Origin of the sequence: Crassaminicella profunda, from assembly GCF_019884785.1 — a bacterium.
Classification (GTDB): Bacteria; Bacillota; Clostridia; order Peptostreptococcales; family Thermotaleaceae; genus Crassaminicella; species Crassaminicella profunda.
On sequence record NZ_CP082326.1, the window covers coordinates 70489 to 95718 of the forward strand.

At 33.4% G+C, this 25230-nt stretch carries 27 protein-coding genes; 26 read left to right on the forward strand and 1 reads right to left on the reverse strand.

Annotated elements, in window-relative coordinates; translation table 11 throughout:
- Positions 1-3 precede the first annotated feature (3 nt).
- The 17 genes from K7H06_RS00265 to K7H06_RS00350 all read left to right on the forward strand — a co-directional run bounded on the left by K7H06_RS00265 (position 4) and on the right by K7H06_RS00350 (position 14166).
- The gene (locus K7H06_RS00265) at positions 4-654 is read left to right on the forward strand and encodes a 3-oxoacid CoA-transferase subunit B (protein WP_223038022.1); all 651 of its coding nucleotides are present in this window, start codon (positions 4-6) and stop codon (positions 652-654) included.
- Between the two features lie 337 nt (positions 655-991).
- The gene (locus tag K7H06_RS00270; protein ID WP_223038023.1) at positions 992-1216 is read left to right on the forward strand and encodes an AtpZ/AtpI family protein; all 225 of its coding nucleotides are present in this window, start codon (positions 992-994) and stop codon (positions 1214-1216) included.
- 129 nt (positions 1217-1345) lie between these two features.
- Positions 1346-1753, forward strand: a complete 408-nt coding sequence (locus tag K7H06_RS00275) for an ATP synthase subunit I (protein ID WP_223038024.1) — start codon at positions 1346-1348, stop codon at positions 1751-1753.
- Positions 1753-2448, forward strand: a complete 696-nt coding sequence (atpB, locus tag K7H06_RS00280) for a F0F1 ATP synthase subunit A (RefSeq protein WP_223038025.1) — start codon at positions 1753-1755, stop codon at positions 2446-2448. The genes K7H06_RS00275 and atpB overlap by 1 nt, the downstream gene beginning before the upstream one ends.
- A gap of 30 nt (positions 2449-2478) precedes the next feature.
- A complete protein-coding gene (gene atpE, locus K7H06_RS00285; RefSeq protein ID WP_246637596.1) occupies positions 2479-3282 on the forward strand; it encodes an ATP synthase F0 subunit C in 804 nt (267 codons plus the stop codon).
- Positions 3283-3328: 46 nt separating this feature from the next.
- The gene (gene atpE, locus K7H06_RS00295) at positions 3329-3598 is read left to right on the forward strand and encodes an ATP synthase F0 subunit C (protein WP_223038026.1); all 270 of its coding nucleotides are present in this window, start codon (positions 3329-3331) and stop codon (positions 3596-3598) included.
- A gap of 65 nt (positions 3599-3663) precedes the next feature.
- Positions 3664-4167, forward strand: coding sequence for a F0F1 ATP synthase subunit B (gene atpF, locus K7H06_RS00300; RefSeq protein WP_223038027.1), 504 nt, complete (start codon positions 3664-3666; stop codon positions 4165-4167).
- The gene (locus K7H06_RS00305; RefSeq protein WP_223038028.1) at positions 4155-4697 is read left to right on the forward strand and encodes a F0F1 ATP synthase subunit delta; all 543 of its coding nucleotides are present in this window, start codon (positions 4155-4157) and stop codon (positions 4695-4697) included. Before atpF ends, K7H06_RS00305 begins: the two co-directional genes overlap by 13 nt.
- A gap of 18 nt (positions 4698-4715) precedes the next feature.
- Positions 4716-6230, forward strand: coding sequence for a F0F1 ATP synthase subunit alpha (atpA, locus tag K7H06_RS00310; protein WP_223038029.1), 1515 nt, complete (start codon positions 4716-4718; stop codon positions 6228-6230).
- Positions 6231-6320: 90 nt separating this feature from the next.
- Positions 6321-7184 (forward strand): ATP synthase F1 subunit gamma, encoded by an 864-nt coding sequence (atpG, locus tag K7H06_RS00315; RefSeq protein ID WP_223038030.1) that lies wholly within the window; start codon positions 6321-6323, stop codon positions 7182-7184.
- Between the two features lie 30 nt (positions 7185-7214).
- Complete coding sequence (atpD, locus tag K7H06_RS00320) at positions 7215-8609, forward strand: F0F1 ATP synthase subunit beta (RefSeq protein WP_223038031.1); 1395 nt, start codon at positions 7215-7217, stop codon at positions 8607-8609.
- A gap of 17 nt (positions 8610-8626) precedes the next feature.
- Entirely contained in the window at positions 8627-9031 is a 405-nt protein-coding gene (locus tag K7H06_RS00325; protein WP_223038032.1) for a F0F1 ATP synthase subunit epsilon, read from the forward strand.
- Between the two features lie 226 nt (positions 9032-9257).
- Positions 9258-9800 (forward strand): DUF1694 domain-containing protein, encoded by a 543-nt coding sequence (locus tag K7H06_RS00330; RefSeq protein WP_223038033.1) that lies wholly within the window; start codon positions 9258-9260, stop codon positions 9798-9800.
- Between the two features lie 163 nt (positions 9801-9963).
- Positions 9964-10710 carry a YwmB family TATA-box binding protein gene (locus K7H06_RS00335; protein ID WP_223038034.1) on the forward strand — a complete coding sequence of 249 codons (747 nt, stop codon included), beginning with the start codon at positions 9964-9966 and terminating at the stop codon, positions 10708-10710.
- Between the two features lie 163 nt (positions 10711-10873).
- Complete coding sequence (gene murA, locus K7H06_RS00340; RefSeq protein WP_223038035.1) at positions 10874-12130, forward strand: UDP-N-acetylglucosamine 1-carboxyvinyltransferase; 1257 nt, start codon at positions 10874-10876, stop codon at positions 12128-12130.
- Between the two features lie 217 nt (positions 12131-12347).
- Positions 12348-13331, forward strand: a complete 984-nt coding sequence (gene spoIID, locus K7H06_RS00345) for a stage II sporulation protein D (protein WP_223038036.1) — start codon at positions 12348-12350, stop codon at positions 13329-13331.
- A 73-nt stretch (positions 13332-13404) separates the two neighbouring features.
- Positions 13405-14166, forward strand: coding sequence for a M23 family metallopeptidase (locus K7H06_RS00350; protein WP_223038037.1), 762 nt, complete (start codon positions 13405-13407; stop codon positions 14164-14166).
- A gap of 25 nt (positions 14167-14191) precedes the next feature.
- Here the strand turns inward: K7H06_RS00350 and spoIIID are convergent, their stop codons facing one another.
- Positions 14192-14446, reverse strand: coding sequence for a sporulation transcriptional regulator SpoIIID (spoIIID, locus tag K7H06_RS00355; RefSeq protein ID WP_218283394.1), 255 nt, complete (start codon positions 14444-14446; stop codon positions 14192-14194).
- Positions 14447-14682: 236 nt separating this feature from the next.
- On the opposite strand from spoIIID, the gene mreB reads away from it, so the two are divergent.
- The 9 genes from mreB to K7H06_RS00400 all read left to right on the forward strand — a co-directional run bounded on the left by mreB (position 14683) and on the right by K7H06_RS00400 (position 25220).
- On the forward strand, positions 14683-15714 hold the full coding sequence (gene mreB, locus K7H06_RS00360; RefSeq protein ID WP_223038038.1) for a rod shape-determining protein: 1032 nt from the start codon (positions 14683-14685) through the stop codon (positions 15712-15714).
- A 337-nt stretch (positions 15715-16051) separates the two neighbouring features.
- Complete coding sequence (locus K7H06_RS00365; protein WP_223038039.1) at positions 16052-17125, forward strand: flagellar hook-basal body protein; 1074 nt, start codon at positions 16052-16054, stop codon at positions 17123-17125.
- Between the two features lie 18 nt (positions 17126-17143).
- Complete coding sequence (gene flgG, locus K7H06_RS00370; protein WP_223038040.1) at positions 17144-17935, forward strand: flagellar basal-body rod protein FlgG; 792 nt, start codon at positions 17144-17146, stop codon at positions 17933-17935.
- A gap of 7 nt (positions 17936-17942) precedes the next feature.
- Entirely contained in the window at positions 17943-18287 is a 345-nt protein-coding gene (locus K7H06_RS00375; RefSeq protein ID WP_223038041.1) for a rod-binding protein, read from the forward strand.
- Positions 18288-18501: 214 nt separating this feature from the next.
- Positions 18502-18933: a 3-hydroxyacyl-ACP dehydratase FabZ gene (gene fabZ, locus K7H06_RS00380; protein WP_223038042.1), complete on the forward strand. Its 432-nt coding sequence runs from the start codon at positions 18502-18504 to the stop codon at positions 18931-18933.
- Positions 18934-19023: 90 nt separating this feature from the next.
- Complete coding sequence (locus tag K7H06_RS00385) at positions 19024-20340, forward strand: GumC family protein (protein ID WP_223038043.1); 1317 nt, start codon at positions 19024-19026, stop codon at positions 20338-20340.
- 129 nt (positions 20341-20469) lie between these two features.
- Entirely contained in the window at positions 20470-23277 is a 2808-nt protein-coding gene (locus K7H06_RS00390) for an O-antigen ligase family protein (protein WP_223038044.1), read from the forward strand.
- 153 nt (positions 23278-23430) lie between these two features.
- Positions 23431-24540 (forward strand): DegT/DnrJ/EryC1/StrS family aminotransferase, encoded by a 1110-nt coding sequence (locus tag K7H06_RS00395; protein ID WP_223038045.1) that lies wholly within the window; start codon positions 23431-23433, stop codon positions 24538-24540.
- On the forward strand, positions 24540-25220 hold the full coding sequence (locus K7H06_RS00400) for a PIG-L deacetylase family protein (protein WP_223038046.1): 681 nt from the start codon (positions 24540-24542) through the stop codon (positions 25218-25220). Before K7H06_RS00395 ends, K7H06_RS00400 begins: the two co-directional genes overlap by 1 nt.
- Positions 25221-25230: the final 10 nt, after the last annotated feature.

The window sequence follows — 25230 nt, forward strand, 5'->3', positions numbered from 1 at the left end:
AAGATGAATGCAAAAGAGATTATTGCAAAAAGAGTTGCAAAGGAATTAAAGGACGGAGACGTAGTAAACCTAGGAATTGGATTACCAACTATGGTAGCAAATTATATTCCAGAGGATATGGATATTACTTTTCAATCAGAGAACGGATTTGTAGGACTTGGATCTGCACCTGAAGAGGGAAAAGAAGATAAAGACTTAGTAAATGCAGGTGGAATTCCTGTAACAGCAGTACCTGGAGCGGCATTTTTTGATAGTGCTATGTCTTTTAGCATTATTAGAGGAGGGCACGTGGATGCAACAGTTTTAGGTGCACTTCAAGTAGATGAAAAAGGAAATCTTGCAAACTGGATGGTTCCAGGAAAAATGGTACCAGGTATGGGCGGTGCTATGGACTTAGTAGTTGGAGCTAAAAAAGTAATTATTTCTATGACCCATACACAAAAAGGGAAGCCAAAAATCTTAAAAGAGTGTAATTTACCTCTTACTGCTGCAGGACAAGTAAACATGATTGTTACTGAAATGGGTGTAATGGATGTAACGGATCAAGGAATTGTTCTTACAGAAATCAATCCTGAATTTACTATAGAAGACGTAAAGAAAGCTACAGAAGCAGAATTAATTATTGCTGATGATTTAAAAAAGATGGAAATATAATATTCTTATGATAAAAAGCAGTCCTAAAGTTAGGGCTGCTTTTTGCATAGAGAAAGCATTGAAAAATACATGAAAGGGTATGGAATTGATGCAACAAAATAAGAATGCATTTATTTTGAAAAAGTTATATAATTTAACTATAGCCATAGACAATTTTTTTTTAACTGGAATAGAGTAAAATACTTCAAGAAAAACTATATAAAAAATAGAAAACTACATTATATACTATATGTATACCGAATGCAATGTGCATATCAATAAAAATACAGGAAATAATATCCATATACTTGTATATTTTATAGTTAGTGATATAATGGTATAAGGGGGAGAATTTTTTATGTCAAGAGATGTTCCCAATATCTTTAAAAATTTAGCACTCTTAACACATATTGGAATGATTATGATGATACCTATCTTTGGAGCTGTCTATTTAGGAAGCTTGGTAGATGAAAAATTAGGAACCAATCATATTTTTCTGATCGTATTCATCATATTAGGAGTGGGATCTGGTTTTTTGAATGTCTATAAAACCATTATGAAAAACATAAAAAAGCAAAAGTAAAAAATTTATAGGGAAATGTCAAAATATTAACAAACATTTGAAAGAAGAAAAATAAATGTTTTGAGATTGCAAATACTTTTATGAGAAAGTAATATTAGGAATAATCGTATTGAAAGGAAGTGCAAGCTTTTGGGATATACCTGGGATTTACAGTTAAAGATTTTCAAATATACAATAATCATTATGATTGTTCTATCTATAGGATTTGCAATTTGTATACAAAATCCACTCCCTATGATTCTAGGACTTATATTTGGAACACTCATAAATATGTTGAATTTTAGAGCTTTAGCATTAACTTTAGAAAGAGCCGTACATATGGTGCCAAGGCAGGCACAACTTTATACATCTAGTAGGTATTTTATACGATATATTACAAGCGCTGTTGTTATTTTTGTAGGGATTAAAGCAGATTATTTAAATGTAATCGGGGTAATAATAGGTTTAGTGATGATTAAAATAATTATTCTTGTTACAAACCTATTTAATGATATATCATTCTATAAAAGAATCTTTATAAGGAAGGAGGGAAAATAGTGGAAGGAGGATTTGGTCCAAAAATTGTTTTTGAAATTGCAGGAATTCCAATTACAGAAACTGTAACAAACACATGGATTATTATGGCCTTGCTGATTCTATTTTCTTTTGTAGCAACTCGTAAGTTTGAGTATATGCCAAGAGGACTTCAAAATTTTGTAGAGCTTTTGGTGGATGGTATTTATAAACTAACTGCTCAAACTATGGGAAAAGACAAAATAGGTTTTGCGCCTTACATAGGGACACTTTTAATCTATCTTGTATGTGCAAATCTAGCAGGGTTATTTGCGTTAAGACCCCCAACAGCAGATGTAAATACAACTATGGGGTTAGCGTTGATTACTTTTTTTATGATTCATTTCTTTGGAATGAAGAAAAAAGGAGTTGGAAAATATCTGAAAGGATTCTTAGATCCAATTCCAATTATGTTACCAATGAATATTATTTCAGAGTTAGCGACACCTATTTCGCTATCTTTCCGTTTGTTTGGTAATATTGTAGGAGGACTTATCATTATGAGCTTGTTATATGGAGGTCTTGCAGGATTAGGTGCAAAGATAGGCCTTTCAATGCCAATATTCCAAGCTGCTATACCAGTACCGCTTCATTTGTACTTTGATGTATTTGCTGGTGTATTACAATCATTCATATTTTCAATGTTGACAATGGTATTTGTATCCATGGCTATGGATTAATCCATCTCAACTTGAATAGGAGGTGAACAGATGGAGAATACCAATTTTATTGTAATTTTTTTAAACTGGCTGTTAAGCTTTGATAAAAAAGCTTTAATCCTTGGAGCATCAGCTATTGGAGCAGGATTTGCCATGATTGCAGGAATAGGACCAGGAATTGGACAAGGATATGCAGCAGGTAAAGGAGCAGAAGCAACCAGTACAAATCCAAAGGGATCAAAACATTCAACCATGATTATGCTTTTAGGAGCAGGTATTGCAGAAACTTCAGGAATACTATCCTTAGTAATCGCATTGATCTTATTATTTGGAAATCCACTTATTAAACAAGATGGAGATGGATTGATTATTGCTGTATCAGCTATAGCTGCAGGAATTGCCATGATAGCAGGAATAGGCCCTGGGATTGGACAGGGGTATGCAGCAGGAAAGGGCTGTGAAGCAGCTAGTATGAATCCAGATGGTTCAAGACCTTCAACTTTAGTTATGTTATTAGGGTCAGCTGTTGCACAAACATCTGGAATATTTTCGTTAGTTATTGCATTGATTTTAATGTATGCAAATCCTTTGGTTACAGGGCATCAATCTACTATTATTGTAGCTGCATCCACACTAGGAGCAGGAATTGCCATGATAGCAGGAATAGGACCTGGAATTGGACAGGGGTACGCTGCAGGTAAAGGAACAGAAGCTACAGGAAAAAGACCAAAGTATCAGTCAAATGTTATTAAAACAATGATTCTTGGGCAAGCAGTAGCGCAAACTACAGGAATATATGCTTTAGTTATTTCTTTAGTACTTATGTTTGCCAATCCATTAATGAAGCTTTTATAAACACAAAAATTCAAAATATTATGTAAAAATGAAGGAGGAATACATAATGGAACCTATCACAGGAAAAGCATTAGTATTAGCATGTTCAGCAATTGGTGCAGGACTTGCAATGATTGCAGGTATTGGACCTGGGATTGGACAAGGATATGCTGCAGGTAAAGGTGCAGAAGGAGTTGGAAGACAACCAGAAGCACAAGGAGATATTATTAGAACCATGTTACTAGGAGCAGCTGTTGCAGAAACAACAGGTATTTATGGTTTGATCATTGCATTAGTCTTATTATTTGCAAATCCACTAGTTAAACTTTTACAATAATGAATCTTTTATAAAATGAACCAGAGTAAGATTAAGGCCTTTTTAGAAGGGAGGAAGTAGATCCTATGACAGGATTAGTGGAGCTAAATTGGACGACTGCATTTCAGATTATTAATACAATTGTTTTATTCTTGGCACTCAAGAAATTTCTTTTTAAGCCTGTTACTGAGTTCATGCAATCAAGGCAGGATGGCATTTTAGCATCTATAAAAGAAGCTGAAGAAAAAAATAAAGAAGCCGATCAAAGAAAAAAAGAATATAAAACAAAGCTTGAATTTGCTGAAGAAGAAGGAAGAGAAATTATAAAAGAGGCTTCAAAGAAAGCAGAAAAGCGAGCTTCTGAAATTGTCAAAGAAGCAGAAAATAATGCTGCTAAGATGATGAAAAGAGCAGAAGCAGAAACAAAAAGACAAAATGAGAAAGCTATGAATGAGTTAAAGAACGAAATATCTTCTCTTGCAGTGATGGCTGCTGGGAAAATTATTGATAAAAGTCTAGATGAAAAAGAGCATCATGGATTAATCAAAGAATTTATAGATGAGGTAGGGGACGCCAAATGGCAGAATTAGTAGAAAGAACTTATGCACAGGCGTTGTTTGATATAGCTGTTGAGGAAAATAAGCTAGATGTATTGAAAGAAGAAATAACTTTTGTTTTAGATGCCTTTAGTATGTATCCAGACTTTTATAACTTATACAATACACCTCAAATTAGTAAGGATGAGAAGAAAAAAATCATTGAAGAGGTTTTTAAAGAAAAAATCAGTACTGAAATGATGAACTTTTTAAAAATTCTTTTAGATAAAAGAAGAACCAATTGCCTAAAGGGAATTGCGAAAGTATTTAAAAAGCTTTTGAATGATTATAAAAATATGATAGAAGGTACGGTGACCACTGCTGTCCCTCTAAAAGATGAAGAAAAATTAAGGATTGAAAATAAACTTTCAATCGTCACAGGAAAGAAAATAAAGCTTGAAAATATGGTTGATCCATCGATCATTGGTGGAGTTTTAGTGAAAATAGGAGACAAGGTGATAGACGGAAGTCTAGAGAGCCGTCTTACTGAAATGCAAAAAGACCTTGCACAAATATTAGTTTAGGAGAGCGGTGATAGAAAAATGAATCTCAGACCTGAAGAAATCAGTTCAATTATAAAAGAACAGATAAAAAGATATGAGAATAAGCTTCAAGTTACTGATGTAGGTACAGTTATTCAAGTAGGGGATGGTATTGCCAGAATCCATGGACTAGAAAAATGTATGGCAGGAGAGCTTTTAGAGTTTCCTGGTGATGTCTATGGAATGGCTCTAAACCTAGAAGAAGATAATGTTGGTTGTGTACTTTTAGGTTCAGATGACAAGATCAAAGAAGGCGATATTGTAAAGCATACAGGAAGAATTGTTGAGGTTCCTGTTGGCGATGGATTGATGGGCCGTGTAGTTAATGCATTAGGTCAGCCTATAGATGGAAAAGGTCCTATCAAATCAGAAAAGTATCGACCTGTTGAAGCAGTTGCTCCTGGAGTTATTGAAAGAAAATCAGTTCATCAACCATTACAAACAGGAATCAAGGCAATAGATGCAATGATTCCAATTGGTAGAGGTCAACGTGAATTAATTATCGGAGATAGACAAACAGGAAAAACAGCGATTGCTGTAGATACCATATTGAATCAAAAAGAAGAAAATGTTATTTGTATTTATGTTGCTATTGGACAAAAAAAATCTACTGTAGCACAAATTGTAAAGACGCTAGAAGATAGAGGTGCTATGGATTATACCATTATTGTATCTGCTACTGCTAGTGAATTGGCACCGATTCAATATATTGCACCATATGCAGGTTGTGCAATGGGTGAAGAGTTTATGCATCAAGGAAAAGATGTATTGATTATTTATGATGATTTATCAAAGCATGCTGTTGCTTATCGTGCACTGTCATTACTTCTTCGTCGTCCGCCAGGACGTGAGGCGTATCCAGGAGATGTATTCTATTTACATAGTAGATTACTTGAGCGTGCTGCTAAATTAAATGATGATTTGGGTGGAGGATCTTTAACGGCTCTACCAATTATAGAAACACAGGCAGGAGACGTTTCAGCGTATATTCCTACAAATGTAATATCTATTACAGATGGACAGATATTCTTAGAATCAGAAAGCTTTGCAGCAGGCCAACGTCCTGCCGTAAACCCTGGTATATCTGTATCGAGGGTTGGTGGAGATGCGCAGCTTAAGGCTATGAAAAAGGTTGCTGGTAAAATCAAGTTAGAGCTTGCTCAATATAGAGAGCTTGCAGCATTTGCCCAATTTGGTTCAGAGCTTGATAAGGATACAAGAGATCGACTTGCACAAGGGGAAAGAATTCTGGAGATTCTAAAGCAACCTCAGTATGCACCTGTAAAAGTGGAGCATCAAGTAATGATTATATTTGCTGCTATTAATAAATATTTAACAGATATTCCTGTATCACAAGTAAAGAGATTTGAGAAGGAACTCCTTGAGTTTATGGATCAAAGTCATCCAGAAATTGGGGAAGAGATTAAAAGTACAGGAAAATTAGGTGATGATTTAGTAGAAAAATTAAAGATGGCTATTGAACAATTTAAAGGAATTTTTAAAATAGAAGAATAAAAAGTCTGCCACGGCCATAGGCTAAGGACTAACCAGGAACGGTTAACGGCTAAATCCTAACCGTTAACTGTTATGGATGGAGGTGAATGCATGGCAGGAATGGGTATGCGCGATATAAAGCGCAGAATTAAAAGTGTAAACAGTACAAAACAAATAACGAAGGCAATGGAGCTTGTATCGTCAGCTAAATTAAGGCGTGCAAGAGAGCGTGCTGAAAAATCAAGACCTTACTTTCATACGATACAGGATACGGTGAGAGATATATTTTCAAATGCTGAAGGATTAAAACATAAGTTTTTAGAAGAAAGAGAAGTAAAAAAGAGTTGTTATATTGTCATTACAGCAGATAGAGGTTTATGTGGTGGCTACAATATCAATGTGATTAAAAAAGCATTAGAAAGTATGGAAGAAAAAAATGGTGTATCTGTTGTAACCGTTGGAACAAAAGCACGAGATTATTATCGCAACAGAAAATATGAATTAGATGGAGAATTTATTCATATTTCAGAAAGTCCTACTTATGGGGATGCGAAAAAAATCAGTAATCTAATATTAAGATTATATGAGAAAAAAATGATAGATGAAGTCTATCTTGTATATACACAATTTGTCAGTACCGTATCTCAAAACCCAGAAATCATTCAATTACTTCCAGTGAGTATGGAAAAACAGGAAGTAGAGAAAAAAGAAGATTTTGAATATGTTTCTTATGAACCTTCGCCAGAAAGTTTGTTAAATTATATTGTACCTAAATATATTGAGAGTACAATTTATGGTGCATTAGTAGAAGCTTCAGCTAGTGAACAAGGATCAAGAAGGATGGCTATGGAAAATGCTACGGAAAATGCAGAAGAAATGATTGATAAATTCACATTGAATTACAATAGAGCCCGTCAAGCAGCAATCACACAAGAAATTGCTGAAATTGTTGGGGGTGTAGAAGCACTTAAGTAGAATTACTTAAAAGAAAGGATGTGAGAGAACATGGCACAAAATATTGGAAAAATCGTTCAAATTATCGGTCCGGTTTTAGATATAAAATTTAATCCAGAACATCTTCCAAATCTACTAAATGCAATAGAAATCAACGTAGGCGACAAAAAAATCGTTTCTGAAGTAGCACAGCATTTAGGAGATGATACAGTTCGTTGTATTGCCATGTCATCTACTGATGGACTTGTACGTGGTACAGAAGCAGTAGATACAGGAGCACCTATTACTGTTCCTGTAGGAAAAGAAACACTAGGAAGAATCTTTAATGTATTAGGAGAGCCAATAGACTTAAAAGGATCTGCAAATGAGAAACAAAGATTCCCTATTCATAGACAAGCACCAAAATTTGAAGAACAAGAAACTTCATCACAAATATTTGAAACAGGTATTAAGGTAGTAGATTTGATAGCACCTTATGTAAAGGGTGGAAAAATTGGACTTTTTGGTGGTGCTGGTGTTGGAAAGACAGTACTGATCATGGAGCTTATCAATAATATTGCAAAAGAGCATGGCGGTCTTTCTGTATTTGCAGGAGTAGGAGAAAGAACAAGAGAAGGAAATGATCTTTATCATGAAATGATTGAATCAGGTGTTATTGATAAGACTTCTATGGTATTTGGTCAGATGAATGAACCACCTGGAGCAAGAATGCGTGTAGCTCTTTCTGGTCTTACTATGGCAGAATACTTTAGAGATCAAGAAGGACAAGACGTACTTTTATTTATTGATAATATATTTAGATTTACTCAAGCAGGTTCAGAGGTTTCAGCACTTCTTGGCCGTATGCCGAGTGCCGTTGGTTATCAGCCAACCCTAGCAACAGAGATGGGTGCGCTACAGGAGAGAATTACATCAACAAAGAAAGGATCTATCACATCTGTTCAAGCTGTATATGTACCAGCAGATGACTTGACAGACCCGGCTCCTGCAACAACATTTGCCCACTTAGATGCACAGACGGTTCTTTCTCGTGGGATTACAGAGCTTGGTATTTATCCTGCAGTTGATCCATTAGATTCTAACTCAAGAATTATGGATCCTGAAATCATAGGAGAAGAACATTATCAAGTAGCTCGTCAGGTGCAAGAGGTACTTCAAAGATATAAAGAACTTCAAGATATTATTGCTATTCTTGGTATGGATGAATTATCTGATGAAGATAAACTTCTAGTATCTCGTGCAAGAAAGGTTCAAAGATTTTTCTCTCAACCATTTAGTGTAGCGGAAGCATTTACAGGGATGGAAGGAAAATATGTACCTCTTAAAGAGACCATCAGAGGATTTAAGGAAATTCTTGAAGGAAAGCATGATGATCTTCCAGAATCTGCGTTCCTTTTTGTTGGACCAATAGAAGAAGCAGTTGAAAAAGCCAAGAGAAAAAGTTAGAGAAGCGAGGTGAAAATATGGCTTCTACTTTGGAACTTGAAATCGTCACACCTGATAGAAAGTTCTATGAAGGTTCTGTAGAGAGAATCGTTATAAGAACTGTTGGAGGAGACATAGGAATTTTAAAAGATCATATGTTAACGGTAAGTCCTCTAGAAATTGGTGCAATCAAAATAAAAGAAAATGGACAATACAAAGAAGCTGCATGTGCAGGAGGTTTCATTCAGATCAAAGAAGAAAAGACAACGATCATTACGGATTCAGCTGAATGGCCTGAAGAAATAGATGTAAAAAGGGCGGAAGAATCAAAAAATAGAGCTGAGGAAAGATTACATAAACCGCAGTCTAATGTAGATACCCTAAGAGCAAAAGCAGCTCTCAAAAGAGCTTTAACGAGAATTAGAGTTGCAAAAGGTGAATAGATGAAAATCCCAAATCTAAATAGATTTGGGATTTTTTTATGTCATTTTAGCTAGTTTTTTTTTGCAAAAGTTATTGAAGGGATTTATTGATTATGATCATATTTCAAATAGTCAGTGTGAAGATCTAGATCTATGAATAGAACGTATATAAAAAAATAAAAATAATATTGACAATCAATATAGAAAATGCAATAATGTGCAATAGCTTTAGGAATGGAGGACGTTTATGAACAAACAAAGTGAATTAGAAAAATATACAGAATACGGATTATCAGGTACACCAGAAATCAAGGCTGATGAAAAGAAATATTGGCTTGGGGAATTTCGAGAAAGGGTCATATTTGCATTGACCTTTGAGCAAATTAATAGAAAAGAAGCCGTAAAAGTTATAGAAGAAAAATGTAAAGATGAAAGAATTGATAAACTAATTGTGGAAAGTAGTGTTTTAGATACGATTACTGAAAAGTTTATGGATTTAGCTCATAAGTATGATAAAGACTATAAAACGATAGATATGAATGGTACAAATAAAGAAATTGCCTTAGTGTTAGCTAGCAATGAAGCAATAGATGAAAGACAGGTATTGATAAAAGAATTACCGAAGCTTCCAGACGAATTTTACTATGCTCATAGTAAAAAACTATGTAAAAAACATATGGAAGAATTACAAAAAAAGAGCCCTATGTTTATGGATGAATTTGAAGAAATGACCCTTTTAGATAAAATGATGGGCATCAAATGTGGTGTTTGTGAGGTTGTAAAAAAGTAGAAAATTTTTTTAAAATATAGACGTATATTCCCCTTTTCTTCCGTCAATACTTTTAATAACAAGGGAAGATAATAGATAGAAAATATGTTTTCGTCCCCCTTTAACATATTTGATTATTTATTTTCTTCCCTTTATATTTTATATGATTGAGGGAGAGGGCAATATGAAATCTTATTTAAATTTTAAAAAAATTTGTCTTTATTTATTTATCTTTATGAATTTATTATGTATATTATCTTTTCATACAGTGGCGATGACAAAAGAAGAAGGCATTATTAAGACTATTAAAAGTACGGATGCAGTAGTAGAAGAAGTAAACATCAATGCATATGTAAATATGGACAAAGTTTTTACCAATGGATCAAAAGCAAAAAAAATTTCCTTAGATTTAGCAGAAAAATTAGGAGTAAAAAAGGAAAAAATAGAAGATACATCAACAAAAGAAAATATTCAAATATGTTTAGTAGGAAAAGGGAAAGATGAAGAAACTATTTGTATCATTATCCAATCTACGGAATATGAAGAATTAGAAGAAACCAATATTGTAGTAGATGTTATAGACCATGAACTTGATCATTTAAATGATTTATCCAAAAAGATAGAAGAAGCTTTAACGGATTTTGGAAAACCTCATCTAACATCGTGTATTACAGCAAGCTATAAAGGGGAATTAACTCAAGTACAAAAAGAGAATATTATTGAGGATATTGAAAAAAATATGGACGCAAAGGAAGTAGAAAGCTTTAGAGATGAAGCAATGATCAGCATCACTAGTTTTAGTAGTAAAATAAAAAATTACACTTCTTATGGGGGAAAAAAAGTAAATTTGCATATAGCTCTTCGATATAATTCCTATGAGGACAAAACAAATCTTTGGATTGGAACACCGTTTATTTCAATTGGATATTAATTTATAAAAATTTCCTAAAGGAGATTTCATAAAAATGTAGAAATGTTATCTTGAGCTATGCCACGAAATAATAAATAAGTTAAAGAAGAAAGAAATAGTTTTGAAATATAGTAACAAATCCTATTAGTTGTATAAAACTTAATTTGTAAAAGGAGGATAACATGTGGCTAAAATTGTTATAGAAAAAAGCCCTCCGTTAAAGGGTCGTGTGAGGGTGAATGGAGCAAAAAATTCAGTATTACCAATTCTTGCTGCATCCCTATTATCTCAAGGAAAATGTGTTTTAGAAGATATACCTGTACTAAAAGACGTAGAAGTAATCAGTGAATTATTATCATCTATCGGTGCTCGTGTGAAAAGAAATGTAAATGAAGGCTGTGTTGAAGTGGATGGATCTAGTATTCTTCATTATGAAGCGCCTTATGAATTGGTTCGAAAAATGCGAGCATCATTTTTAGTAATGGGTCCTCTTTTGGCAAGAATGGGAAAAGCTAGGATATCCCTTCCAGGTGGATGTGCTATAGGAACAAGGCCTATTGATTTGCATCTAAAAGGATTCCACGCATTAGGAGCAGAAATTAATGTAGGACATGGATATGTAGAAGCAAAAGCAGACAAGCTCAGAGGAAACAAAATATATTTAGACTTTCCAAGTGTAGGTGCTACTGAAAATATTATGATGGCAGCTACTATGGCAGAAGGGTTAACGGTTATAGAAAACGTAGCAGAAGAGCCAGAAATAGTGGATTTAGCGAACTTCTTAAATGGATTAGGTGCAAAAATTAAGGGAGCAGGAACAGATACTATAAAGATTGAAGGGGTAAAAGAATTAGGTGCAACAAGGCATATGATCATTCCTGATAGAATTGAGGCAGGAACCTTTATGGTTGCAGCAGCTATGACTGGAGGAGATGTGCTGATTGAAAATGCCCTATCAGAGCATTTAAAGCCTACGATTGCTAAGTTAAGAGAATGCGGTGTAAAAATCGAAGAAAGTACAGACAGTATTCGGGTTATGGCGAAAAATGGAGTAATCTCCACAGATATTAAAACTTTACCTTATCCTGGATTTCCTACGGATATGCAAGCACAATTTATGACCCTTTTGAGTGTTGCAAAGGGTACAAGTGTTGTGATAGAAACAGTATTTGAAAATAGATTTATGCATGTGGCAGAATTAAAAAGAATGGGTGCGAATATTAGAATTGAAGGAAGAAGTGCTGTAGTACAGGGTGTAGAAAGTTTACAAGGAACGCAAGTAAAAGCAACTGATTTAAGAGCAGGTGCTGCTTTAATCCTTGCTGGGATGGTAGCAGAAGGTAAAACAGAAATTGGTGATATTTATCATATAGATCGAGGCTATGTAAATATTGAAAAAAAATTACGTGCATTAGGAGCAAAAATTAGAAGAGAAGAATAAAAAAAATGTGTCTTTTATAGGCACATTTTTTTTGTTCTATTTTTCTTTTGCTTTGCATAGGCTATATAGATTATGTGACTGTAAAATTTTAATAAGATTTTTACTCTTAGTACAAGACGATTCAGGTGGGGTGGGATTCATATCTGAATTCTCCATGTTCAGCTTTGCTGAACCAATGCACTAAGCTTATGGTAAAAGATACAAAGGGGGAAATGGGATGAAAAGTATATTCATGTCTATTTTAGCCATATTTATTACGATTATTTGCTTACCTATTCTATTGATTCAAGGCTGTGATGTTCATAAACCCAAAGTAATAAAGGAACCAATTGTAGAAAGTAATCAGGTTGTACGGGTATATATTCATGAAACAGGAGAAATTAAAACGCTAGATTTAGAGGAGTATATAAAAGGGGTTGTGGCAGGAGAAATGCCAGCGGCTTTTCAGATGGAAGCATTAAAAGCTCAAGCAGTTGCAGCAAGGAGTTATGCAGTATCAAGAATCAATGCTTATGGAAAAGATGGACATCCATCACATCCTGGAGCCGAACTTTGTGATAGTGTTCACTGTCAGGTATGGCTTTCAAAGGAAAAATTAAGAAAGCTTAAGGCAAAAAATTGGATGAAAGATTACTGGCCTAAAATTGAGAAAGCAGTAGACGAAACAAAAGGGATGATTATGACATATGACAATGAGCCTATAAAACAACCCCTTTTTCATTCTACCAGTGGAGGGAAAACCGAGAATTCAGAGGACGTTTTTGCTGCTTGGGTACCTTATCTTAGAAGTGTGGAGAGTCCATATGAAGAGAGAGCTCCTCATCTTGAGGATGAACAAAAGGTTTTAGTTTCAAATTTTATCAAAAAAATTAAAAATAAATATAGTGATTGTAATATAGAACCTTCCAGTATTAGTTCAGTAAAGATATTGGAAAGAAGTGAAGGAGGCAGAGTTTTAAAAATACAAGTGGGGAATAAGGTCTTAACAGGAAGAGAAATAAGAGAATTGCTAGGCCTTAGATCAGCCAATTTTAAAATAGTTATTGAAGGAGAAAATATAAAATTTATCACTAATGGATATGGTCATGGGGTAGGGATGAGCCAGTGGGGGGCTAATGGTATGGCAGAGAGAGGTCATACATTTGATGAGATATTAAAACATTACTATATAGGAGTAGATATTAGTAAAATGAATCCATAATGCAAAATTTTTGATTTAAACCCATGTATGAAATCTATTCTAGTGGCAACAATACTAGATGGAGGTGAGGTATATGGGTTTGAAAAAATGGTCAAAAAATAGTAGTCTTTATAAACTTTTGGATAAGGAAGGATTTTATATCATTTTATTCCTATGTATATGTATTGTCGCAACAACAGCAGTGTGGGTTACTAAGAAAAATATAGAAGAATTCACAGCAGAAGATATTAAAAACCCATCATTAGAAGAAAATGAGTCGTTAGATTCTATGGATATGGGATTGAATGCTCATGAGTCTACTATTATTGTTGAGGAAATTGAAGAGGATGAGAAGTTAGAAGCTACATCTTCAAATGTTGTTGAGTCAAAGCCTAAAGAAGTCAAAGAAGAAGTAAAAAAAGAAGTAGTGAAAAATAAAAAAATAGAAATGATCAAGCCTGTAACAGGGGAAAAGGGTATGGATTATGCAGCCAATCGGTTAATCTATTCTAAAACATTAGATCAATATACTACACACAATGGAATAGATATTATGGCTTCAGAAAATACGCCTGTTGTTGCAGCATTAGAAGGAAAAGTTGTAGAAGTTGTAACAGATTCTCAACTTGGAATTACCATTGCATTATCCCATGGAGACCAAATGATTACAAAATATGCAAATCTCAATACAGGGGATTTGGTAAAGGTTGGAGATTGGGTAGAGAAAGGACAAAGGATTAGCGGAGTTGGCAAAACGGCTCTATTTGAAACATTAGAGGAGCCCCATCTTCATTTTGAAGTCTTAATAGATGGAAAAAATGTGAATCCGAATGGATTTTTATCTAATAAAAACTAAAACAGGGGAGTTCCCCTGTTTTTCTCTATTCGTGAATGCTTCTATATTTCATCCTTGTTGCTTTACCGCCTCTTATATGTCTTTCTGCTTTATTTTTATCAAGTATTCTTTTTACTTGACTTGCAACTAGAGGGTTTATCTTAGGAAGGCGTTCAGTTACATCCTTATGCACTGTGCTTTTGCTTACCCCAAACACTTTGGCGGTTTGGCGAACGGTAGCTTTTTCATTTATAATATATTCAGCTATTTCCATTGCTCTTTCTTCTATGTAATCTTTCAATTGTGTAACCCCCTTTATATGAACTCCTTGATAAATACTATGCAGTAGGGAGAATCAATAGAACAGAAAATAAATAGTTTAAAAAAGATACTGGAAAAAACTTTAAAATTAAAAAGGAATTATAAAATATATATAGAATAAATTAAGGTGGATGCGACAAATTTATTGTTAATAGAACAAAATATTTATTTCATATAGAAAAATAGCTTCAAGTATAAGGATGGAAGGAGATTAAAATGTTTGGATTAGGAATGGAAGTAGGTATTGACTTAGGTACGGCTAGTGTTTTGGTATTTATAAAAGGAAAGGGAATTGTCTTAAAAGAACCTTCCGTAGTAGCTATTGATAAAAATACCAATCATCTTTTAGCAGTTGGAGAAGAAGCAAGAAGAATGCTAGGAAGAACACCAGGAAACATTGTTGCTATAAGACCATTAAAGGACGGTGTGATTTCTGATTATGAAGTGACAGAAAGAATGCTTCGCTATTTTATACAAAAAACTTGTGGGAAAAGAAAATTTTTCAAGCCTAAAATTATTGTTTGTGTACCTAGTGGTGTAACAGAAGTAGAAAAAAGAGCAGCTATAGAAGCAACTAGTGAAGCTGGCGGTGGGACTACTTATTTGATAGAAGAACCTATTGCAGCAGCTATTGGAGCCGGACTTGATATATCTAAACCAGATGGAAATATGGTTGTAGATATTGGGGGCGGAACAGCAGATGTGGCAGTAATTTCTCTAGGAGGGGTAGTTGCAAGTAGGTCTATTAAATGTGCAGGAGATAGATTTGATCAATCCATTGTAAAATATATGAGGAAAAAACATAATCTTTTAATCGGAGAGAGAACAGCGGAAAACTTAAAAATGACTATTGGATCAGCCTATCCAAGAACAAAGATCTTAACGGCTGAATGTAGAGGACGAGATTTGGTTTCAGGACTTCCAAGAACCATTAAAGTAACTTCTGAAGAAATGTTGTATGCCCTTGCAGAGCCAGTTATGGCTATTGCTGATGCTGTTCATGCAGTTCTTGAGAGAACACCACCAGAACTTGCTGCAGATATTAGTGACAGAGGGATCGTTATGACAGGTGGAGGATCTTTACTAGATGGACTCAATAAACTCATTGAAGAGAGAACTGGAATTCCTACTTATATTGCAGAAGATCCTATTGAATGCGTGGCGAAGGGAACAGGAGCATCCCTTGAGTCTATTAGTGTTTTAGAAAAGAGTATGATGAGTAGTAAGGATTTTAGAAGATCTAGGTAAGGGGTGGTAAATATTTTTGAAAAGAACGTTCATAACAACAATAGATTAGAGAAAACGGTTTTCTTGGCTAATCTATTGTAAGTTATTCTCTTATCTTTTCAAAAATATTTACTTTTTATTTTAGTAGAAAAGATTAAAAATCAAAAGATTAAAGAAGAAAAGAGTTAAAGATTAAGAATAAAATAGAGAGAAATACAAAGAACATGATTTGTGAGATGCTGTATATGGATAGCAATCCGCAAATTTTTTATTTTTTACTCAAAAAAGATAAACATTTCAGCTAGATATGTCGATATAATACATAGGATTAGGTATATAGATAAGGGAGTGACATTTCATGCTCAGGGGACTTTATACGGCAACGTCTGCTATGAAGACGAATAACAAAAAATTGGAGGTTATTACCAATAACATTGCAAATATTGATACAGTAGCATATAAAAAAGACTTAGTTGTTTCAGAGTCTTTTCCAGAGACTTTGATAAAAAAAATTAATGCACCTATGGATTTTACAAATATGGAAGCTACTAGAAAAGTGACGGTAAACAAAGAAGATAACTTATATGAAGTAAATACTACCGGTGGATATTTTAAAGTAAAGACACCTAATGGAGAGAGTTATCATAAGGATTTAAAATTTACGGTGAATGAAGATGGATACCTGAGCACATATTATAAAGATCTTAATGGGGAGATTGATACAAAATCAGGCTATTTACTTTTAGGGAACAAAGGACCCATCAAAATAGGAGATGGAGAACTGCAGATCAATGAGCGGGGACAAGTACTAGTAGGTGGAAATGTAGTAGATAATTTAGTTATGCCCGTATCCCCTAACACTATTGGAACCTTAAATGCTGGAGTAAGGCTGGATAGAGTTTATGTAAACCATGAACAAGGACAACTCTATGAGACGGACAATAATTTAGATGTAGGGATAAAAGGTAGAGGATTTTTCAAAGTTGAAACACCAGCAGGATTGCGTTATACAAGAGATGGAAGCTTTGCTTTGAACAAAGATCATGAACTTGTTACATTAGATGGATATAAGGTAGAAGGTTTTGATGGGCCTATTATTTTGGATGGATCAGATATATCCATTAATGAATTAGGAGAAATTATGGTAGACGGTGAATATATGGATACCATACAAGTGGTCGATATAGAAAACAGGAAGGACCTAAGGAAAGAAGCAAGCAATATGTATAGAATGGCAGAAGGTGTACAAGGGAAAGAAGCTGAATTTACAGGACAAGTTGTTCAAGGATTTTTAGAAAAATCAAATGTGAATGCTGTAAAAGAAATGGTGAAAATGATGAGCCTTTTTAGAAACTATGAATCAGGACAAAAAATCGTCAAAGCGTATGATGATACATTAGGAAAAGCTGTAAATGAGGTTGGAAAAGTATAGTAGAGGGAGGAAACAAATATGAGAGCACTATGGACTGCTGCATCGGGAATGAAAGCACAGCAATTGAATGTTGATACCATATCAAACAACTTAGCCAATGTAAATACTACTGGATATAAAAAGCAAAGGGTAGAATTTAAAGACTTATTATATGAGCAATTAACGAGCAAAAGTATAGATCAAGGAGAAGGAAGACCCGTAAATCTTGAAATAGGATATGGTGTTATGCCAATGGCAACCCTTCGTTCATTCGGGAAAGGAAACCTTGAACAAACAAACAATGATTTAGATTTTGCTATAGATGGGGATGGATTCTTCCAAGTAAGAGATGCAAATGACAACATATTCTATACAAAAGATGGAAGTTTTAAACTAAGTGTAGAAGATGATGAAGCAAGACTCGTTACATCAGATGGATATTTTGTACAAGCAGAAGGTGCTGATATAGAGCTAGGCAGCGATGTTAAAGAAATTACTGTTTCTCCAGAAGGAAAGATCAATGTAAAAAGAAAAGGAGAAGAGGATTGGGAAGAACTTGGGCAAATGACTCTAGTAAAATTTCCAAATCCTGCTGGTCTTGAAGCAATCGGACAAAACCTATATAAAGCAACCAATGCATCAGGTGAAGCCATAGAAGCAGAAGATGGAGATGCAGGAACGATCAAACAAGGATTCTTAGAAAGCTCTAATGTATCTGTAGTAGAAGAAATGGTAAAAATGATCACTGCTCAAAGAGCCTATGAAATCAACTCAAAATCAATCCAAACAGCAGACCAGATGTTAGAGCAGGCAAATAATCTAAGAAGGTAGATGATCAATGATGAAAATCAATCCAGTTTCAATGTCTTCTATGAATAAAGCTCAATATGAAAAAAGTAAAATAAAGAGCAATTCCTTTGAAAAAGTTTTTGAACAAGCAAAAACATCAAAAGATGAAAAAAAGCTTATGGATGCTTGCAGACAATTTGAATCCGTATTTATCAATATGATGATGAAAAATATGAGAAGCACCATTCATGAAGATGGTATCATAGAAAAAAGCTATGGACGAGAAATTTTTGAGGGCATGCTAGATGAAAAATTAGCTGAAGAAGCATCTAAAGGGAATGGAATGGGACTTGCAAAACAGATGTATGATCAGCTTTCTAAGAATATGAAATAAAGATTCATAGATTTATACAAAAACTAAGAAAAGTTGAAAGTGAATAGTGAACAGTATAAAAGAGTCGATAAACTACTACATAAATTGACTCTTTTTTATATACAGTTATATCCATATCTTACGTTTATATTAAAAGATTTATATTTTGTTGATTAATACTGTATATTCTTGTAAAATAAAATAGTTAGAGAAAATATTTAAAGGAGTGTACATAATGTTAAATAATATAGAAATTCAAAAAATCATCCCGCATAGATATCCATTTTTACTAGTAGACAAAATTATTGAAATGGAACCAGGGAAGAAAGCAGTAGGAATTAAAAATGTGACTATAAACGAACCATTTTTTCAAGGACACTTTCCAGGAAATCCTATCATGCCAGGAGTCCTTCAAGTAGAAGCTTTGGCGCAAGTTGGAGCAGTATCAGTACTTTCTATGGAAGAGCATAAAGGGAAATTAGCATTATTTACTGGTATTGAAAATGCGAAATTTAGAAGACAAGTAGTTCCTGGAGATACATTAAGACTTGAAGTTGAGATGTCTAAAATGCGTAGAGGTATGGGAAAAGGAGAAGCTGTAGCTTATGTAGGAGATGAAGTTGCTTGTAAAGCGACGATTAAGTTTGCAGTGGTTGATGGGGAGTAAGATAATATTGGTGAAGCATAGTTTTGTAGAAAGTAAAATATATTTACTTGTAAAGACATACATAACAATTTGAAGAGTGGAGGAGAAGGAATGGAGCAACAAACACAATATGATGAAATCAGTTTGAGAGAACTGATTGAAGTATTATTAAAACAAAAAAAATTAATTATAGGGGTTACAGCTGTATGTGTTTTAGCAGCTTTTGTACTAAGTTTCTTTGTAATGGAACCCGTATATGAAGCGAAAACCGTCTTGATGGCTTCAAACATAACAGATAAATACAAAGCAAAACAAAGAGGAGAAGGGATTGAAGGAATATTAGATTCAGTAGCAGAGATTCCTGACCTGACTATTGAAACATACAAAGAACAATTAAAAAATCCAGTGATTCTAGAAGAAACCATAAAAGAATTGGGATTAGACAAAAAAGAGATGACAAGACTTGATTTGGCAAACATAATTGAACTTGAGACCATCAAGGATACAAATTTAATTGCTATCAAAGTAAAGAATACAGATAAAAAATTAGCAGCAGAAATTGCAAACACTTTATCAAAAAAGTTTGTAAATTTTATTGCAACAAAATCTAAAGAACAAGCCAATAAATCATCTAATTCTATTGAGGAACAGAAAGACGTACAAAAACAAAAGTTAGATGATGTTTTAGTAGAGTACAAAGACTTTTTAGCACAACCAAAAGGCGTAAAAGAGCTTCAAGCAGATATTGATGCAAAGATCAAATTGGTTACAGATTATAAAACAAAATTAGCAGAAGAAAAAGTAAATGAACAGCAATTAAGAGCAAAAATCAATCGAGCAGAAGATGAATTAAAAACAACTCCAGAAAAAGTAGCTTTAAAGAAATCTCTTTCAGATGATCCATATATGTCACAAGTAGCTACAGAGAATTCTACTGAATCTAGTAGTGATTTATTTGGTGTATCGATAGAGGTTGAAGAAAAAAATGATAATTATTATTTATTAAAACAGACGCTATCGGATTTTAAAATACAATTATCAGAAAGTACAGCAAAACAACAAAACTTAAGAAAAGAAATCACAAGAGCACAAAACGAATTAGAAAAGCTTCAAGTAGATTTTGCAGAAAAGCAGCATGATGAACGAATTATTACAAATAAAGTAGATTTAGCTCAATCAACATACGATGCATTTAATAAAAAATTAGAAGAAATAAGTATTGCTCAATCTTCTATTTTAGAGGATGCAAATATTATTATAGAAACACCAGCATTAGAACCAATTAAACCTGTGTCACCAAATAAAAAGTTAAATGTAGTTATTGCAGGTGTATTAGGAATTATGATTGGAGTATTCTTAGCATTTTTTAGAGAATATTGGAAGAGCACAGAAGGTATAAGTAATAATGGCATGAAAGCTGCCAATTAATATTTGGAGGGACTTATGTCTACGAAAACGATGAGGAAAAGAAAATTGAATATGGAAAGTTACGGGAAAAGTAGTATCATATTTTGGTTGCTGTGTATATTGCTGTTTTATCCACCTTTTTTTAGGGGGTTGTTCTTTGAAAAAGAGCTTTTACCTACTCATATCTTTACCTTTGGATTAGGGATTGCATGGTTTTTTACTAAAATAAGATCTAAAGGGAAAATTATTCGCTCTATTCCTGATATCCTAGGATTAGCGATTGTGGGGATGTATTTTATTTCTATCTTTTATGGGGTAAATACTAGACTTGCCATAGGTGAGTTTTTAAAATATGCAAATTATTATATGATATATTTGTTAGTGAGGGATTTTACAGCAGATGATGAAAAAAATAAGAAGACTATATTAAATGTGTTACTTTTAAGTGGTGTAGTTGTTTCTATTATAGGCATTGGAAGTGCTATTGGAACTTTTAGTTATAATGGAGCATTTGTTCATGGACGTATAAACTCTACTTTTCAGTATCCTAATGCGTTAGCTTCTTATTTATTTGCTTTGTTTATAGTGGCGCTAGGATTGTTGCAAAATAGCAAGAATATAAAAGAAAAGTTTTTCTATAGTGGGATTGCAAATTTATTTATATTCACTTTCATTCCTACTTTTTCAAGGGGAATGTGGATATTAGCGCCTATTATTGCTATTGTATACTTGGCTTTAGTACCTAAAAATAAGAAAATAGAAACATTTATTTATGGATTGATTATGGGTATACCTGCTATAGTTTTTTCATCGATATTCATCAAGGGAATTGAAAAGAGCAATGTGTTTGTGCAATGGGGATTAGTAATTGTTTCAATTTTGGGGACAATAGGAGTTGTTTATTTATGTGAGAAGAAACTAAGAAGTTTTCGTGGAAATTTATGTAAATATGTTTTTGTTAGAGGATTGATAGTTATTTTTATATTATCTATATTAGGTGGAATTGCATTTAATACAACTCAACCATTAACTTTATCAAATGTAGAAAATGAAAATAACGAATGGCGATCTATATATAGAAATATATCAGACGTTTTTCAAAATGAAGAGTATCGATTGGAAGTGAATGTTACAGTAAAAAATCCAAAAGATAAACCTTATGCGGGAAGAATTGATATATACAGTGTGAATGATGAAGGGGAATTAGAAAGACTGACCCAAAAAAATATTGTGGAGAGCAAACCTTTAATATTGAATTTTACAACAACAGATACAACAGAAGTAATTAGAATATATTTTAGAAATTATTACAGTAATACGGAAGTGATATTTAATGAAGCAGAATTATATGATGAACAGAAAGCAGAAAAGATTAAGGATATAAAGCTAAAGTATAAGTATATTCCTGAAAGCTTAGTAGCAAGAATAAATAGTTATAGTGCTAATGATAATAGTATTCAGGCAAGAACGAATTTTTATAGAGATGGTTTTAATGTTATCAAAGATTATTCTATTCTTGGTGCTGGTGGTGGTGCATGGGAAACACTTTATTTTACCTATCAATCTTATCTATATTGGACTACTCAGGCACATAATTATTTTATGCAACTGTGGATAGAAATTGGTATACTAGGACTAATAGTATATATTACTTTTATAGGCATATTATTATGGAATATGTATAAAGGAATAAAGAATCTTGACAATGTAAAAACAAAATTGATGCAAGTGACGATTTGTACCGGATGGTTGACGTTATTTATACACAGCATAATGGATTTTGATCTATCGTTAGGAGCAATATCTATATTACTATGGACACTTCTTGGGTTAACCAATCAAAGTCAGTTAAACATAAAAAAGAAAGAAATAAATAATCGTTTGAGATATATTCCGATGATGATATGTATGTTACTAGTAATAGGATGCTGGAATTTGAATTTTGGACAGAAAAACATTAAAAAGGCTATAGTGTATGTACAGAGTAATGATATACAAAATGCTATACAATATTTTGAAAGGGCTACAAAAAACGATCCATTCAATGGTTTTTATCATATGGATTTGGCAAGCTTGTATGCAATGATAGGGAAACAAGAAAAGCAATATAGTGAAAAAGCTATAAAGGAAATTAAAAGGGCTGTTGAACTAGAATCTTATAATGTGAAAGTGCTAAAAAAAGCGGCACAAATATATATGCAAATGGGAGAACTTGATAAAGGATTAGATTATATGGATAAAGCGGTAAAAGTTCAGCCTATGAATCCAGATAATTATGCAGATCAAACACAAACATATTTAGCTGTAGGCAAGCATTACATTGATACAAATAATCAAAAGGGTATAGCTATAATTGCTGATGAAATCCCTAATCTGAAAGCTGTATTAAATAATAATAGTCAAAGTTCATTACATCCTTTCAAATATGATAAAAATTTACACAATCAACTTCAAAAATTAGATTACTTTTGGGAATATAAAAACAATATGGAAAAATTAAAGGGGTTGAATAAAGTTATTGTTTATAGTCAATTTAATATGGATCTAGATAAGAATGGGATTCCAGACGGGCTAGAGATATGGAATACTGAAGAAGGAAATTTGCGAGTGAAAAAAGAAGATGAATATATATTACTTACAAATAGAGGTGATGATTATGGCATACTTTATACTGAGAAGCTATCACTTCAAGAAGAAAGAAAGTATAAGTTAGAAATTGAGTATAGTAGCACTTTAAAAGATGAAGATTTTGATTTATATGTATATGACCTAACAAATAAGTCTAAAGTTATAGCAAAATTAGAAAATGTAAAAAGAACTAAAGAGTTTATAAAAGTAGCATTAGATATTATGGTTCCTAAGGGTGTAGTAGCTGGGAAACAGAAAGTGGGCATTGTGCATAGAGGAAAAAGTAATGAAGTAATAAAAATCAAAAATATTAATATAATTCAAAAGTAAGGTCAATATTTATCTTAAGTTCAGTAGTAGTATCATTTGCTATTAGATAAATGATAAAGATAGTATATTAACAGTATGAGTGGAAGGTAATGAACAGATGAGATGGATAAATACTTTTAAGAAATTGATATTTAAGAAAGGATGTCTTGAAAAATGAGGGGAAAAATATACCTTGCATCACCGCATATGAGTGATGAAGGTTATGAAATGAAATATATACAAGAAGCATTTGATACCAATTGGATAGCTCCTCTTGGAAAGAATGTGAATGAGTTTGAAAAAGAGCTTGCAACTAAAATAGGTATTAAAGCGTCTGCTGCATTAGCATCTGGGAGTGCGGCTATTCATTTGGCACTTAAAGCTGCTGGGGTAGAACAAGGAGATATCGTTTTTTGTCAAGATCTTACCTTCTCAGCTACAGCTAATCCGATTATTTATCAGAATGCAACCCCGGTATTTATTGATAGTGATTATGAGACTTGGAACATGGACCCAGTAGCTCTGGAGAAAGCATTTGAAAAGTATCCGAATGTAAAGGCAGTATTGGTTGTTCATCTCTATGGATTGTCTGCTGACATGGATAGGATTGTTGAGATATGTAAGAAGCATAATGTTGTATTAATTGAAGATGCTGCTGAAAGCTTGGGTACTTATTATAAAGGAAAACATACTGGTACTTTTGGCGATTATGGAATTTTTTCATTTAATGGAAATAAAATTATTACCACATCTGGTGGTGGTATGCTTGTATCTAACAATGTAGAGAAGATTGATAAGGCAAGGTTCTGGGCAACTCAAGCAAGAGACAGGGCTAGGCATTATCAACATAGTGAGCTGGGTTTTAATTATAGAATGAGTAATATTGTTGCTGGTATTGGTAGAGGACAGCTTAATGTATTAGACAAAAGAGTTGAGAAGAAGAAATACATTTTTGAATTCTATAAAAGAGAGCTTGGAGAGCTTGATGGTGTAGAAATGATGCCAGTCAATGAATGGGATGAGCCAAATTATTGGTTAAGCTGTATGATTCTAAGTGGTAAGGTTAGACCTTTGGAGATTATGGAGGCATTAGAGAAAGACAATATAGAGTCAAGGCCAATCTGGAAACCAATGCATATGCAACCTTTCTTTGCTGGTTATGATTTTATTGGTGATGGTGTATCTGAAAAATTGTTTGAGAATGGTGTTTGCTTGCCAAGTGATACGAAGATGGATGATGAGGATTTGAATAGGATTGTGAAGATAATTAAAGGGGTGTTTTAATGAAAGTGCTTGTAATTGCAGCACATCCTGATGATGAAGTTTATGGAATGGGTGGGACAATAGCAAAGTTAAGCGCAGAAGCTAATGAAGTTCACGTTCTCATCGTAACGGATGGATCTACTACACAATATAAAAATAGTCCGAAGCTTAATGAGATAATTAATAAAAAGAAAGAAGAAGTAAAATATGCAAATGATGTTTTAGGTGTAACAAAAGTACATTTTGGAGAATTACCTGATATGCGTCTTGATAATACTGCTCATGTTGAAGTTAACAGTGTAATTGAAAATGTAATTCGAGAAGTAAAACCAGAGGTTGTATATACTCACTTTTATGGAGATGTAAATTTAGATCATCAATATGTATACAAATCTACACTTGTAGCTATTAGACCAGTACCTAGTCAATCAGTAAAAGAATTGTATTGTTATAGAGTACCATCTTCAACGGAATGGGCTCCACAAACTGTACTAGATACATTTATGCCTACAGTCTTTGTCGATATAAGTGAGTATTGTTTCAAAAAACATGAAGCCATTAAGCTATATGAAACTGAAATAAGGAACTATCCTCATCCTAGGTCAGTAGAATATGTTGAAAAAATTGATTGTGCAACGGGGTTAAAATGTGGTATAGGTACAGCGGAAGAGTTTATGTTGTTAAGAAAAATAATTTTATGAGGATAGTGAT

What these genes read in the sequence shown, in the direction of transcription:
- K7H06_RS00265 (WP_223038022.1), top strand. Translation starts at nt 4, where the DNA reads ATGAATGCAAAAGAGATTATTGCAAAAAGAGTTGCAAAGGAATTAAAG.
- K7H06_RS00270 (WP_223038023.1), top strand. Translation starts at nt 992, where the DNA reads ATGTCAAGAGATGTTCCCAATATCTTTAAAAATTTAGCACTCTTAACA.
- atpE (WP_246637596.1), top strand. Translation starts at nt 2,479, where the DNA reads ATGGAGAATACCAATTTTATTGTAATTTTTTTAAACTGGCTGTTAAGC.
- atpE (WP_223038026.1), top strand. Translation starts at nt 3,329, where the DNA reads ATGGAACCTATCACAGGAAAAGCATTAGTATTAGCATGTTCAGCAATT.
- atpF (WP_223038027.1), top strand. Translation starts at nt 3,664, where the DNA reads ATGACAGGATTAGTGGAGCTAAATTGGACGACTGCATTTCAGATTATT.
- K7H06_RS00305 (WP_223038028.1), top strand. Translation starts at nt 4,155, where the DNA reads ATGGCAGAATTAGTAGAAAGAACTTATGCACAGGCGTTGTTTGATATA.
- atpA (WP_223038029.1), top strand. Translation starts at nt 4,716, where the DNA reads ATGAATCTCAGACCTGAAGAAATCAGTTCAATTATAAAAGAACAGATA.
- atpG (WP_223038030.1), top strand. Translation starts at nt 6,321, where the DNA reads ATGGCAGGAATGGGTATGCGCGATATAAAGCGCAGAATTAAAAGTGTA.
- atpD (WP_223038031.1), top strand. Translation starts at nt 7,215, where the DNA reads ATGGCACAAAATATTGGAAAAATCGTTCAAATTATCGGTCCGGTTTTA.
- K7H06_RS00325 (WP_223038032.1), top strand. Translation starts at nt 8,627, where the DNA reads ATGGCTTCTACTTTGGAACTTGAAATCGTCACACCTGATAGAAAGTTC.
- K7H06_RS00330 (WP_223038033.1), top strand. Translation starts at nt 9,258, where the DNA reads ATGAACAAACAAAGTGAATTAGAAAAATATACAGAATACGGATTATCA.
- K7H06_RS00335 (WP_223038034.1), top strand. Translation starts at nt 9,964, where the DNA reads ATGAAATCTTATTTAAATTTTAAAAAAATTTGTCTTTATTTATTTATC.
- spoIID (WP_223038036.1), top strand. Translation starts at nt 12,348, where the DNA reads ATGAAAAGTATATTCATGTCTATTTTAGCCATATTTATTACGATTATT.
- K7H06_RS00350 (WP_223038037.1), top strand. Translation starts at nt 13,405, where the DNA reads ATGGGTTTGAAAAAATGGTCAAAAAATAGTAGTCTTTATAAACTTTTG.
- mreB (WP_223038038.1), top strand. Translation starts at nt 14,683, where the DNA reads ATGTTTGGATTAGGAATGGAAGTAGGTATTGACTTAGGTACGGCTAGT.
- K7H06_RS00365 (WP_223038039.1), top strand. Translation starts at nt 16,052, where the DNA reads ATGCTCAGGGGACTTTATACGGCAACGTCTGCTATGAAGACGAATAAC.
- flgG (WP_223038040.1), top strand. Translation starts at nt 17,144, where the DNA reads ATGAGAGCACTATGGACTGCTGCATCGGGAATGAAAGCACAGCAATTG.
- K7H06_RS00375 (WP_223038041.1), top strand. Translation starts at nt 17,943, where the DNA reads ATGATGAAAATCAATCCAGTTTCAATGTCTTCTATGAATAAAGCTCAA.
- fabZ (WP_223038042.1), top strand. Translation starts at nt 18,502, where the DNA reads ATGTTAAATAATATAGAAATTCAAAAAATCATCCCGCATAGATATCCA.
- K7H06_RS00385 (WP_223038043.1), top strand. Translation starts at nt 19,024, where the DNA reads ATGGAGCAACAAACACAATATGATGAAATCAGTTTGAGAGAACTGATT.
- K7H06_RS00395 (WP_223038045.1), top strand. Translation starts at nt 23,431, where the DNA reads ATGAGGGGAAAAATATACCTTGCATCACCGCATATGAGTGATGAAGGT.
- K7H06_RS00400 (WP_223038046.1), top strand. Translation starts at nt 24,540, where the DNA reads ATGAAAGTGCTTGTAATTGCAGCACATCCTGATGATGAAGTTTATGGA.